Source organism: Anaerolineales bacterium, from assembly GCA_037382465.1.
Classification (GTDB): Bacteria; Chloroflexota; Anaerolineae; order Anaerolineales; family E44-bin32; genus WVZH01.
Genome location: JARRPX010000004.1, coordinates 63,312 through 76,904 on the forward strand (window position 1 = coordinate 63,312; position 13,593 = coordinate 76,904).

The 13,593-nt window shown below is 58.8% G+C and carries 11 protein-coding genes; 5 read left to right on the top strand and 6 right to left on the bottom strand.

The window, feature by feature from the left end:
- Positions 1–39: 39 nt before the first annotated feature.
- A complete protein-coding gene (gene alr, locus P8Z34_02320) occupies positions 40–1,143 on the bottom strand; it encodes an alanine racemase (protein ID MEJ2549500.1) in 1,104 nt (367 codons plus the stop codon).
- 75 nt (positions 1,144–1,218) lie between these two features.
- On the opposite strand from alr, the gene P8Z34_02325 reads away from it, so the two are divergent.
- From P8Z34_02325 to P8Z34_02345, 5 genes are read left to right on the top strand one after another with little or no spacing between them, the layout of a single operon-like run.
- Entirely contained in the window at positions 1,219–3,012 is a 1,794-nt protein-coding gene (locus P8Z34_02325; GenBank protein ID MEJ2549501.1) for an SLC13 family permease, read from the top strand.
- On the top strand, positions 3,009–4,130 hold the full coding sequence (tgt, locus tag P8Z34_02330; protein ID MEJ2549502.1) for a tRNA guanosine(34) transglycosylase Tgt: 1,122 nt from the start codon (positions 3,009–3,011) through the stop codon (positions 4,128–4,130). The genes P8Z34_02325 and tgt overlap by 4 nt, the downstream gene beginning before the upstream one ends.
- A gap of 3 nt (positions 4,131–4,133) precedes the next feature.
- The gene (gene uppP, locus P8Z34_02335; protein ID MEJ2549503.1) at positions 4,134–4,958 is read left to right on the top strand and encodes an undecaprenyl-diphosphatase UppP; all 825 of its coding nucleotides are present in this window, start codon (positions 4,134–4,136) and stop codon (positions 4,956–4,958) included.
- Entirely contained in the window at positions 4,951–5,361 is a 411-nt protein-coding gene (locus tag P8Z34_02340; GenBank protein ID MEJ2549504.1) for a hypothetical protein, read from the top strand. Before uppP ends, P8Z34_02340 begins: the two co-directional genes overlap by 8 nt.
- Positions 5,362–5,374: 13 nt before the next feature.
- Positions 5,375–5,533, top strand: a complete 159-nt coding sequence (locus P8Z34_02345) for a hypothetical protein (protein ID MEJ2549505.1) — start codon at positions 5,375–5,377, stop codon at positions 5,531–5,533.
- Positions 5,534–5,624: 91 nt separating this feature from the next.
- Here the strand turns inward: P8Z34_02345 and P8Z34_02350 are convergent, their stop codons facing one another.
- The 5 genes from P8Z34_02350 to P8Z34_02370 form a co-directional block, all read right to left on the bottom strand.
- Positions 5,625–6,302: an MBL fold metallo-hydrolase gene (locus P8Z34_02350; protein ID MEJ2549506.1), complete on the bottom strand. Its 678-nt coding sequence runs from the start codon at positions 6,300–6,302 to the stop codon at positions 5,625–5,627.
- A gap of 153 nt (positions 6,303–6,455) precedes the next feature.
- The gene (locus tag P8Z34_02355) at positions 6,456–7,469 is read right to left on the bottom strand and encodes an NBR1-Ig-like domain-containing protein (protein ID MEJ2549507.1); all 1,014 of its coding nucleotides are present in this window, start codon (positions 7,467–7,469) and stop codon (positions 6,456–6,458) included.
- A 111-nt stretch (positions 7,470–7,580) separates the two neighbouring features.
- Positions 7,581–9,758 (bottom strand): two-component regulator propeller domain-containing protein, encoded by a 2,178-nt coding sequence (locus tag P8Z34_02360; GenBank protein MEJ2549508.1) that lies wholly within the window; start codon positions 9,756–9,758, stop codon positions 7,581–7,583.
- Positions 9,759–9,890: 132 nt separating this feature from the next.
- The gene (locus P8Z34_02365; GenBank protein MEJ2549509.1) at positions 9,891–11,456 is read right to left on the bottom strand and encodes an SdrD B-like domain-containing protein; all 1,566 of its coding nucleotides are present in this window, start codon (positions 11,454–11,456) and stop codon (positions 9,891–9,893) included.
- Between the two features lie 173 nt (positions 11,457–11,629).
- Positions 11,630–13,393, bottom strand: coding sequence for a sigma-70 family RNA polymerase sigma factor (locus tag P8Z34_02370; protein MEJ2549510.1), 1,764 nt, complete (start codon positions 13,391–13,393; stop codon positions 11,630–11,632).
- Positions 13,394–13,593 lie beyond the last annotated feature (200 nt).

Consider the following 13,593-nt stretch of genomic DNA (forward strand, 5'->3'; position numbering starts at 1 on the left):
AGATGGAAAGCCTGCGGGGTGTCCCGATTCAATAATGCCTTATATGTAATGGCGCGGCACACGCGCACTCAAACCACAAACCACTTCGTAGTTGAACGTGTTCCAGTGGGATGCGAGTTCCTCGGCTGTGATGCGTTCGGAGCCTTGCTCGCCGATCAGGACCACTTCGTCAACAATCTCCGCCTCGGGCACCTCATCCAGGCGGACCATCAATTGATCCATACACACTCGCCCGACAACAGGCACCCGCCGGCCGTGAACGAGGACGATATTGCCCTGTTCGCGACGGTATCCATCACCATATCCCACAGGCACGACGCCGATGCGCTCGTTTCCTTGCGTGGTATAGAGGTGACCGTAGCTGATGCCGCTGCCCTGTGGATAAACATTTATGTGGCTCAGGCGTGCGTGCCAGGAAAGCGCCGGGTGCATGCCTTCGAGAAGCTCCACTTCAGCGGATGGCGCCAGGCCGTACAGGGCGATGCCAACCCGCACCATGTCGAAATTCGCACCTGGCCGGGTGAGCGCCGCTGCGGAATTGGCTGCATGCGCGATCGACGGGCGTAGACCGGCTGATTCGATTTCGGCCAGCAGGTCGGTGAACCTGCGCAGTTGCCATTCCGTCGTGGGCGCGTAGCGTTCATCGGCACGTGCGAAGTGGGTGAAGATTCCTTCCACCTCGACGTTTTCGAGTCCGGACAAGCGCTGCAGCATATCATATGCCAGTTCAGGCGCTGCGCCCAAACGGCTCATGCCCGTATCCACTTTCAGGTGGATCTTCGCCGGCCGTGGAGCCTCTCGCGCAGCCGCTGCCAGCACGTCCAATTGCTGGGGTTGAAAAAAAGTCAGGGAGATGTCCTGCGCGAACGCTTCGCCGAAACGCTCGTCCGGTGTGTAACCCAACACCAGGACCGGGATGTCGATTCCCGCTCTACGCAGTTCGAACGCTTCTTCCACCCGGGCCACACCGCAGTACCGCACGCCTGCTTCAACTGCGGTTCGTACCACCTCGGTGAGCCCGTGTCCGTATCCGTTCGCCTTAACCACCGCCATCATCGGAACGCCGGTCCATTGATTGATACATTCGATGTTGCCGATGATTACCTGGCGATCGATTTCCAACCAGTTGGAATACCCATTCATCAACTTCACGCGTGCGAGTATAAGCCCAAGCCGAGCGGATGACAATGGTTCACAAGCGTGTATAATCGAAGACCGATGACTGTAGATGCTTGGATCACAATTGGCCTAATCGTCGTCGCAGCCATTCTGCTCATTTCCGGGTGGGTGAGATCCGATCTGGTCGCGATCTTTGTCGCACTCGGGCTGCGACTGACCGGTGTGCTTTCCACCGAGCAGGCGCTTTCCGGTTTCAGCCAGACCGCCGTTCTCACCATACTCTCGATTTTCATCATTACCCATGGCCTGGAAATAACCGGAGCGACGGGCTGGGTCGGGCGACATTTGCTGCGCCTGGCTGGCACATCCGAAAGGCGTCTGTTGACCGTCATCACGCTGACTGCCGCCTTGCTTTCCTTGTTCATGAACACCATCGCCGCCGCCGCGATTCTGCTTCCCATGACGATGGGCATCGTTCGCGAATTGAAGCTCCGCCCTTCCCGCTTGCTCATGCCTCTCTCCTTCGGCGCACTGCTCGGCGGCACGGCCACACTCTTGACTACCGCAAACATCATCGTCAGCAATGCGCTGAACCAGAACGGCTTGAAACCTTACGGACTGCTCGATTTCCTTCCCGTCGGTTTGCCCGTCGTCATCGCCGGTACGTTGTTGATGGTCTGGTTGGCGCCGAAACTCCTGCCGGCACGGGACATGGCCGGAGAAATCGCACGTATGAAACTGCTGCGCGGCGAATTGGCCCGCATCTACCACCTGCGGGAAGGCACTTCCGAAGTTCGAGTGCAGGAAGATTCCCCGATGGCCGGCAAAACGCTGGTCGAAGGTGCCTGGGGCCAGGATCTCGATTTGACCGTGCTGGGAATCTCGCACGACGATCAACTCACGCTCGCACCCGATCCCAACATCGAAATCTACGAGGATGACATCGTCCTGCTCGATGGAACCCCGACCCCCAAGCAAATGAAAGACTACGGGCTGGAATTCACCTTCACTTCAGACCTGGTAAGCGGACTCTCCTCGCAAGAGGTTCCCCTCGTCGAGGTCGTACTCGCTCCGCGTTCCGAACTGGAAAAGAAAACGCTGCGGCAGATCCACTTTCGCGAGCGGTTCGGCCTGCAGGTCATCGCGCTGTGGCGCGAGGGGCTGATCATCCAACGCGGGATCGCAGACCTGCCGCTTCGCTTTGGGGACGCAATGCTGCTGCAAGGGCCGAAGTCGAAAGTACGGCTGCTGCGAATGGATTCCAACTTCATGGTCCTGCAAGAGGAACGGGACATACGCCCGGGCAAGCAGGCCGTCCTGGCCAGCATGATCCTCATCGGAAGTCTAGCGCTGGCTGCGGCGCAAGTTCTGCCCATCGCCATCGCCACGCTGCTCGGTGCTGCGCTGATGGTGCTCACACGCTGTATGACGATGGATCAAGCCTACCGGGCCGTCGAATGGCGGGCCATCTTCCTGATCGCCGGCATGCTGCCTTTGAGCACGGCGCTGCAAATCACCGGAGCGGCGAGTGCGGTTGCGAACGACCTTCTTCAATGGGTCGGAACGGGATCGCCGATGATCACAGCGATGCTGCTCCTGATCGGCGCGTCGACTTTAAGCCTGATCTTGAGCGGACAAACGGCCGCGGTGATCATGGCGCCGATTTCCATTGCAGCCGCAACCGCGATGAACGCCGACCCGCGTGCGCTGTCGATGGCCGTCGCCGTCGGCTGCTCCCTGTCCTTCATCAGCCCTCTCGGACATCCTTCGAGTCTTCTCGTCATGGGTCCCGGCGGCTACACATTCCGCGACTACGTTCGCCTGGGCATCCCGCTCACCATCCTCACGTTCTTCGTCGCCGCTCTCGGCTTGCATTGGTTCTGGGGATTATGAGCGCCTTGAAATTCGAAGTCACTTCCCAGGACGGAAGCGCACGCGCCGGTTTGCTGCACACTCCGCACGGCGCCGTGCAAACGCCTGTTTTCGCGCCCGTGGGCACGCAGGCCACCGTGAAAGCGCTCACGCCGCAGCAGTTGGAGGAATTGGGCGCTACGCTCATACTCGCCAACAGCTACCACCTCCACCTTCGTCCGGGAGACAAGTTGATCGCCGATCTGGGCGGTCTGCACCAATTCATGTCCTGGAACCATCCCATCCTGACCGACTCGGGAGGTTTTCAAGTTTTTTCCCTGGCCAAACGCCGCCAGGTGGACGCGGATGGCGTGACGTTTCAGAGTCATCTCGACGGCTCCGAACACCGCTTCACGCCGGAGAACGTGATCGAGATTCAGGAAAATCTGGGCGCGGACATCATCATGACACTCGATGAATGCCCCCAGCCTTACGATCGGGAGTACAACCAGGAAGCGCTGCAGCGGACGCACGCCTGGGCCGAACGCTGTCTAGCCGCCAAGTCCCGCAGCGATCAAGCACTCTTCGGCATCGTGCAAGGCGGCGTGTTTCCCGATCTGCGCGAACAGTCCGCCGCTTTTATCGCTTCCCGGGATTTCCCCGGAATCGCCATCGGTGGATTGTCGGTGGGCGAAACCCCGGAAGAAATGCACGCCATGATCGAGGTCGTCAACGCGGTTCTTCCCGAAGACCGCCCGCGCTATCTGATGGGTGTGGGAGCGCCCAACGATCTCGTGGAATGCGTGCTGCAGGGCGTCGATATGTTCGACTGCGTGCTGCCGACGCGCATGGCGCGCAATCACACGGCGCTGACCCGTCTCGGCCGCTTGAATCTACGCAATTCCCCCTTCGCCGACGACAGGCGCCCGATCGACGATACGTGTACGTGCTATACTTGCCGGACGTTCAGCCGCGCCTATCTCCGCCATCTTTGTGTGGCCAAGGAGATGCTTGCGGCGACGCTGCTCTCGATTCACAACATACACAGTCTCACGGCGCTCGCCGACGATTTACGCCAGGCCATCACCGAAGCGAGGCTGGAAGATTTTGCCGATGAATTTCTTGTCGACTACCGCAAACACCGCCCGCCGGAGATCTGATCCATGAGCCTCATCCAGGCCCTCGTTCTTGGCATCGTACAGGGCGCCACGGAATTCTTACCCATATCATCCTCGGCGCATCTCGTTCTCGTACCGTGGCTTTTGAAGTGGGAATTCGATCCCAATGCGGCGTTCATCTTCAACATCCTCGTGCAGTGGGGCACGCTGCTCGCCGTTGTTTTCTACTTTCGACACGATCTGCTGGAGATGGTCGGTGCAGCCTGGCGCGGTGTACGCTCCCGAAAACCTTTTCAGGACTCCGAGGCGAGACTCGCCTGGCTGGTCCTGGCGGCAAGCATCCCCGCGACCATCGTCGGTGTGGCACTCAAGACCCAAGTGTCCCAGACCTTTGAAAACCCACGAACGGTTTCCTTGCTACTGCTCGTGACTGCGGTCATGTTGTTTCTCGGCGAACGCATCGGGAAGTTCGAACGAACTCTCGAATCGCTCTCCACGCGTGATGCCTTGTGGATCGGACTTGCCCAGGCGCTCGCATTGTTCCCCGGAATCTCCCGCTCCGGCGCGACGATCGCAGCGGGGCTGGTGCGCCGTTTCCAGCGCCCGCACGCCGCCCGCTTCTCGTTCTTGATCGCCATTCCCGTGATGATCGGCGCCGGTTTGGTCGCCGTGTTCGATCTCGCCCATATTCCGAACGGAGACAGCCAGATTTCCGCGCTCGTGGTCGGTTTCCTGGCCGCCGTCTTCGTCGGTTATTTCGCCATCCGCTGGTTGATCAACTTCCTGGTCCGGAAATCTCTCTCCGCCTTCGGCGTGTACTGCGCCATCGTGGGCGGATTGGGACTGCTGTTGAGCGTGATCCGTGGTTAAGCATATGTGTTTCATGCTGGTTTTTGTCATCTTGTGCGCTTGCAGCACACCCAGCCCCACACCTGCGCCTACGACGGTTGCGACCATCGCCACCACGCCGGCCCTCGAAGCGCTGGTTCAAACATGGATTGCGGAGGTGCCTGCCCCCGGCATCGCCCGCTTCGAACTGCGCACGCTCGCCCCGCTGGAAGTACCGCAGGCCATCGAGGATGACACGGTCCAGCTTGCCATCGTCGGCGGCGCGCCGCCGGATGACACTTTCGTTACACCGATCTTCGATGAAGGAATCGCCGTCGTCGTCCACACGCAAAACGCCATCCGCTCGCTTTCACTTGGCAATGATCCAACTCGTCTCGGAGAACCCGGGTGCGATCGGGTACCTGTCCTTTTCATCGCTCAGTGACGAGGTGCGTGCGGTGCAGGTGGACAACCGGTCGCCGAGTAGCGCGAACGTGCGCAGCGGACGCTATCCGCTGATCCTGCCGGTGATCGCCTACGCTTCCGAAGAACCGCAAGGTGCACTGCGGGATTGGATCCTCGCCATCCAGGCGCCCGTAGAAACGGCAACGCCCTGACGTCCCGCTCGAAAAAAGTTCTCTACTAAAGCGGAATCGTTCCGACGAGCACCAACGTGCGTTTTCGTTGACTTGTCCGTATGTTGCAGCTTTACAGCGGGATTGCTCCCGTAATGAACGGATTCGCCGTTCGCTCCGCACCGACCGTGGTTGCCGGGCCGTGCCCGCTGAACAAACGCATCTCGTCCGGCAGGGTGAGAATTTCCCTGCGGATGCTCTCCATCAACGTTTGCCCATTTCCGCCAGGCAGATCGAAACGACCGATGCTGCCCTGGAATATCAAATCCCCACAGAAGACGACCCCATCTTCCCGGTCAAGGAAGATCACGTGCCCCTGGCTGTGACCGGGCGTGTGCCGCACCTCGAAGGTCCGCTTTCCGAGTTGTAAGCGCATACCGTTTTCTAGTGCAATGCTGGGTTCGGGGCCAGGATCGAATTCTTGAAAACCGAACAGTGCCGCGCCGCCCTGCACGCGCCACAGCGGCATATCGGCTGGATGCAGCGCCACCGGCAGCGGTTCCGGCGAGGCATTCGCCACCGCCGCCGCACCACCGAAGTGATCGAAATGGGCATGGGTGAGCCAGATCGCTTCCAGCGGCCAACCCCGCCGTTCAGCTTCGGCGACGATGACCTCACCTTCCCATGCCGGATCGATGACAACCGCCCGGCCGGTTTCCGTATCCGAGACGAGATAGGAATTCGTCGAAACCGGCCCCAGCACGAAATTAACGATCGCCAGCGATCCGAACTGCTCTTCGTTCGAAAACATGGAAAGCCTCACTCGTCTCTTTACTGGGCGGACTTCTGATTGAAATGACCGATGTAGAGAAGTATAGCCAGAAAGACGAACGCCTTCAATCCTGGAAAGAAAAGAGCCAGCCTTCAGGCATCGGCTGGCTCGCTGTCATTCAATGCGAATTCCTTACGGCTCATTGAACGTGGCGAAGTCGAACATAACTACACTTGAATTGAAGTTCGTTATTTTAATCCAGCCGAAATTTCCATCGCTGGTCTGGTAGCAGTAGTAGCGCTTGTGCAACTCGAAGGTCGACGCGCTCAAAGACACACCCAGGCATTGATCGCGCGTCGGCGCTTCCGAACCGAAAAGCCTGAAACCGACTCCGTGCAGCGGATCGATTTCGTAGTCGTGGGTAAAGAGGAAGAACGTATGCTCGTACTTGAAGTCCGCTTGGGGCGCTCCGCAGGCGACTTGTTCTCCTGCATCGAGGTCGTAGCAGCCGTTATCGTTGAGAGATTCATCCGTCCCACTGGCCTTGAAGAGCAGATACGCTTCAAACACGGGAACCAGGGGTTCGAAGACGATCCCTTCATCCTCGGAGGGCACCACGATTTTGACCCAGAAGGCCACGCTGCTGTCGGTTCCGATCCCGAAGAGCACGCCGTCGCTGCTGCGCAGTTTCCAGAAACCCTGATAGGTACCCGCGTCCGTCGGCGCCGTCATGCCGGAGGAAATGTCCACCGTGCTTCCCGGCGGTACGGCCCCCGGCAGAGCCGCCTCGGCCGGACCGTCCATGCGATCGCCGTGGCTGAACACGAGTGCGTAGGATGACGTCCAGGTGCAGGTGCCATCGTTCCGCAGCCGCCAGGTTTTGGTGAAAGACGAATCCGCCGCCACTTCCGAATCGTCCGGATAGGTCACGTCGCTTACGAAACTGGCGACGTTCGTGCATCCCGCCGGTTCCGGCGTATCGGTCGGTGGTTCTGTGGTGGGCGTCGCCTCCGCTGTGTCCACCGGAGCCGGAGGTTCTTCTGTGGGCGTGGACTGTGTTTCAGATTCCGGACTCTCTGAATCTCCTGTCTCCGCCGTCGGCATCGCGGTATCGACGCTGATGGTGAACGGAAAATTGCATGCCGAAAGCAGGAAGGTCGCAATAAGCAGCCAACTCAATTGCCGTGATATACGAGCGTGCTTCATCGTTCTCTCCTCATGCTGCGCGAACAGTATCCTTTCACCTCTCACAACGTATCTACCCGATTATTTGTGACATCATGGCGTTCAACAAAGACGGTCTGCGAAAACATACACTCACTCGGAAGATATCGTGGGTACGATGATAGACCAGGATAGTCCACCGTCCTCCGTTTTCACCAGGGCGATCTCCGTTTCGCTGCGGGCCACGGCCCAACCAAGCTGCTCGTTCACAAATGAGAATTGGCCGTCCCAACTCACACTCTTGACTTTGGTCCAGGTTTCGCCGCCATCCAGGGTACGGTAGATGTCATGGGACAGCGCGTAGGCGATGTCCGCGTCGACGAACAGCAACGTCCCGCCGGGATAACGGTGCGTCTGCCACGTTTCGCCCCCGTCTTCGGAGACGTATACGTAATGATCCTCGATCCTTTCATCGTCTTCCCAACGCAGGCACGACATTGCCAGTGCGCCGCGGGAGGAAGAGAAGAGGGTCGGGGAATGAGATTCGCAGCCTGCACTGGAAAACAGACCCGGCTGTTCGGTGGGCGCCGGCAAAGCGATCTCATTCCAACTGGCTCCGCCATCCCGGGTCACCACGACTTCCGCTCCGTCGATGGGACAACTACCGATGGTCACCCAACCCGTCAGTTCGAATGCAAAACTCATTCCGGTTTTCTGGCAGCTTTGCAGATCGACGCTGTCATACGGATCGATCCGGCGTTCCCAATGTGTTCCACCGTCGCTCGTAGCAAACAGATAGACCGGGTACCTGTGCATGCCCACACCGCCCACGCGGGTCATGATCCAACCATACTGCGGGTTCGAGAAATCAAGATACGGCGGGTTGAAGCTCGATCCGACGAAATCCACGCCGATAGGACCGCTCCACTGCCAGGTTTGACCTGCGTCAAACGTGTGCCAGATCGCCAATTCGGCAGGTCCCATTTCGGATTCGCGAGGCACAGAATGATAAACTACCCAGCAGGTCTCTCCATCGATGAAAAAGCCGGTGGCCATCTTCTCCGCCTCTCCCGATTCCGGAACGGGCTCGGGCGGCGTCACGTCTCGCCAGGTGATACCGCCGTCCGAGGTGCGCAGCACGTGATCCCCGTATCCTGCCAATCCCCCGATCGCCCAACCGCGATCTGCATCCGACATGTGGATGGCATAAATTGTAATTTCCTCTCCGGCCCCGAGATGCGGTATGGGATTCCCCTCGGGGAGTGTGGAAGTCGACGGCATCGACGGCTGCACGATTCCGTTGCTCAAATCAGCCGCCGTAAGACGGGTTATGCCTGCGTTTGTGCCAAAATAAACGCTTCCATCGACCGCAGTGGTGATCGCACGCACATCATCACCGCGCAAACCCTGGGCGATGGTGTAGCCCAGCCACTTCGACCCATCGAAACGAAAGGCACCCGCACGCGTCCCCAACCAGAGCATCCCGTCATCGCCAACAGCCATCACCTGGACGACGTTGACGCCCACATCGCCCGAAAATGTATAGTACTGCCAACCACCAGCATCGAAGCGAACCGCACCACCGAAAAGCGTTCCCAGCCAGATCCCACCTTGTGCGTCCTCCGCTATGGATAGCACATCGCTTCCGGGCAAGCCGGTGTTTTGATCGTAGGTCGTCCAGCGGACGCCGTCGAAACGCGATACCCCCATGGAGGTTCCAAACCACATCCCCTGCACGCCGGCATCGTAGACACAATGGACGTAATCATCCGCCAGGCCGTCGGCGGTCGTGGTATTCGTCCATACGTCATCGGCGAAATACGAGACACCGTTGTTCGTCCCGACCCACAGCGATCCGCCGGCGCTTGCCTGCAGGTCGAAGATCGTGTCGGCCGCCAGTCCGTCTTCCGTGGTATACCGGGACCAGTCCCCCTGGTAACGGCGTATCAAACCCATCGTCGTGCCAAGCCACAGCGAACCATCCGTTCCAACTGCGACGGCTCTGACTTCACCGATGGGCGATCCGTTCATCACAGAATAGAGCAGGCAAGTCTGCAAACCCGCATCGCATTGCGCCGCTCCGCTCGCCGTCCCTACCCACAAATCTCCCTGGGTATCGAAGGCCAGGTCGAAGATTTCCCCCAGTCCGTCCACAGGGACAGGTTCACCTGAAGTTGCAGGGGTACTCGTCTCACCGCCTGTCTCGGGAGGTGTGTCGCTCATCACCGCCGAAGACGTCTCTGTCGGCGAAGCCGCAGGCATGTTGCAGCCTGCAAGCAGAAGCGCGATCGAGACCAGTGCCGCCACGGTCTGCATCGTCCGTTCCGTCATGATTGTTTTCTCCTCCACGATTTCGCAGAGACAGGCGGTATCGCCCGCCAGCCGCGTTCGATAGTAAGAAAAAGTCAATTGGGACGCGTCGAGGCCGAAACTACGCGCACACGCCCGTGACTCAGGTTCGAATTAGAATTGAAAATCCCAGCCAAAATTGACGTTTCCGGTCGTGGCACCCGGGTTCACCGTCACGTTGATGTGCGCCCAATTGCCGGTCACATCCGGATGGGACCACGTCCCGGGAACGAGGGCGCTTTCATTCCCCACTACAGAGATAGACACGCAGTAATTTCCCGGCGCCAATCCCGTGAAGCTGAACGCACCACTGCCGTTGGTGGTCGTCGTCGGCAAACCGGTGGACGGGCAAGAGCCCGCGCCGAGTTGGACGATCACATTGGGGATGCCCTGTTCTCCTGCTTCGTAGATCCCGTTAGCCCAGTAAACAATCCCGTCGGTTTCACATCCCGGCGGTGGAGGCTCCGGGGTGTCCGGCGTCAGGTTCGGGGGATTGCACTCGTCGTCCCAGACGATGCCCGAAATCCCCCCAGGCGCCGGTGTGGGAGTCGGCGGAGAAATCAGAACGGGCAGCTCATTCAGGTCGAAGCTGTAAGCCAGCAAATTTTCCGCGATCCAGCATTGATTCGGCTCGGTTGCGAGTTTGACGGACAGCCACGAATTGTCGGCCAGACGACCTTTCGCTTCTGCCTGCTCATCTTCGAGCAGGAAACCGTATTGATCGAAAATCGCCATCGGACCCGTGCGGCAGTTGGCGTTCATGAGCGCTGTCACGATATATCCTTCCGCCGTCGGAGTGGCCGCCAACGGCGGCGGATCCGGAAGAAATTGATAGTCCCAGCCGAAATCAACGTCGGTTTCGTGCTGGTCCGCCGCGAGCGTCAGCGTGACCTCCTCCGGGTTGGCGCCGCGAACAGGATAGGTCCAGTCGCCGGGAACCAGGATCGCATCGTTTCCATCGGAGAGCGCGTCCACGCTGACGCAGTACGTCCCTGCGGATAAACCACCGAACGAGTAGCTCCCGTTGACATCCGTCACGGCCGTCGCCAAACCACTGGACGGACAAGCGCCATTCCCCAGGTGTAAGGTTATCGCTTCGATTCCCGGTTCGCCGGGTTCATAAACGCCGTTCGCTTCAAGCCCCTCGACCGGTCCGGCGTCGATGCAGCCTTCCGGCAGGGGATCGCCCGGGGGAATCGAAGCATACGGCACGGCGCACAGGTCGTGGAAAATGTCCCCACTGATCGAGGCGTCCGCATTGCATGCGTCGCTCACATCCACGTTGAATTCATGGGTCTCGGAATATTCGCCGCGGACGCCATCGACGATCGGTGCAACTCGCCAGAAGTAGGTTGTACAATCCAGCAGTTCGATCGTTGAGGTCCAACCCGGGTATGGACCGTCCGTCGTATCGCTAAGTATCACTTCAGTGAAAGTCGAATCCAGGGCCAGGTCGATCGAGAACTCCTGCGGTTCACAACTACCTTGCGAATTTTCCCATTCGAACAACGGCGTGAGGCTGTTTACGGTCACCCCATTCTCTGGCGATTGCAGCGTTACGTAGGGGAAATCTTCCCGCGGACACTGTTCGGGAGTCGCGGTGGGGATACCGCAGGCGGCTAAGAGTCCGGCCGCAATCGCAAGAGTCAGTCCGCATAACTTCCAATTTGAGCGTGTCATTTTCTTCTCCTGCACATTCGGGAGTGTGCCATCCGTTTCCAGATTCGATTGACATACGGCAAATTGACGCACATTTACATCTTACCCGATTACTCGCCTGCGCTGTATGAGCCGCGCTGAACGCTGCCCGAGACGCAAAAGCGTGTAACGACTCCGAAAACAACCACGGACGGTTAATAAACGGCAGAGAATATCTTCAGCGTATGATGCTTGCTTTCGCCAGCGTTTCCGGCCGTATCGTAGGCACGCGCGTAATAGATCAAATTTCCAGGTGGGTAAGGACCGCCGGAATACACACAACTGGTCGTATTCTGACAGGCGGCGACTTGCACTGGCTTGTTCGATCCAGCCGGGTAGACCCAGATTTCGATGCGTTCGATCTCACCGTCGTCTTGTGCCTGCGCCCTAAACTTGACAACGTCGTCCGATGCCGGTCGTGTAGAACCGCTAGGGCTGTGGCTGATGGAAACTGACGGCGTCGTCGTGTCGTCGGGCGTGGAAGTCGGCGGCGGAATGATGATCGGAACGGCACTCGTATCCCCGCTGACGGTCACCAGGCCGTCCCAGACCCAGCAGTGGCCGTAGCCGTCTTGCCGCTCGATCCACCACCAGGTCCATTCGGCGTTGCGTCCGTCGATCGGCGCCGATTGATCTTCCAGCAAATAACCGACGACGTCGTAATCCGACGACGGGCCGAAGCGGCAATTACAATTTTCGTTCCCCGTGGCGACCGGCGGACCGAGCGTGGCCGTAGTGGTCTGCGTCGCCGTATTATCAAGCGTGGGAGACGCCGTCGCCGCAAGCGGTTCGTCCTCGACGATGGAATCCTGCGCTGCACCAGGAGTCGGGGTATCGCTTGCTTCCGAATCCGATGCTTCAGATGGCAGCGGATCCAACGGTGACGGAGGATGGGGCGACAAGAGGAGCGAAGTCAGTACGACGCCGCCGATAATGATCGCGGACGCCATTATAAAAGCTCCCGTTTTCATCATCCAACCCCAGCCTGAAATCGTGTTCCACCAGCCGGCGGAAGATCCGCCTCCGCCCATGCCTCCGGCGCCTCCGCCTGGCGGGGAGCTGCTTCCAGCGTGGGGTCCGCCCTGCCCGCCAGCACCGCCCGGCGTGGGCACCGTTTCGATGCCCAGTTGATCGAATACTTTCGCGATCCAGGCTTGCGAAGGCATAATGGGCGCCAATCCGGCGATCAATGCGCCGACCTTCTTGAGATCTTCCTCCGTCTGGCGGCACTGCGGACAAGTCTTGATGTGTGCTTCTACGGCCGCCCGCTGCTGCTCGTCGAGTTCTCCATCGTGAAAAGCCGAGAGCAAATCGCCCAACACACGACAGCGTTCGACTCCAGCTTCCAGCGAGAGGCGCATTCCATGTTGTTCGCGGAAGCGCATGCGAGCGCGATGGACCAACTGCCGTGCATTGGCATAGGTGCATTCCAGCGCCTGGGATACTTCCTTATAACTCTGTCCGTTGAATTCTCGCAGGATAAGTGCTTGACGATAAACAGTCGGCATGGCATCCAATGTGCTCCATACCGCCAGACGCGCCTCGTTGCGCTGTACGCCGCGTTCGGAGGGTCGTTTCGTAATCGGTGCCTCTGCCATCATCGTTGGTTCTTCAAGATCGACGAATCTTCGGTTTCGACGCAGATAATCCACCGCCAGGTTGCTTGCGATGCGAAAGACCCAAGATTTGAAATCCCAGGGTGGACCGAGCTGTCCAATTCGCTCGTGAGCACGGATGAAAGCATCCTGTGTCACATCCTCTGCCGCCTGGCGGTCCCCAAGCATGTGGTATACGTAGTTCAACACTAGCTGGTGCAGCTGGTTGAAGAGCGTCGCAAAAGCTTCGTCTTCACCCTGCTGGGCTCGTTGAACCAACGCTACGTCATCGCGCCCAGGTACCTTCACGTTTTCCTCTGACAACCTTCTCCTCTACAACGCACTACATGGGGAATTTGTGACAGCGATTCCGATGGTTCTATTTTAAGACTATAGCATGAATTGGTATCGAAGGGTGTATCGTATTCCAGTCAGAAGACCACATGACAAGCATAGTTTGGGTGTAGAAAAAAGAACCTGCAAATTTTCGGAAAATACGCTATGGTATTAAGGATTCAGAGATA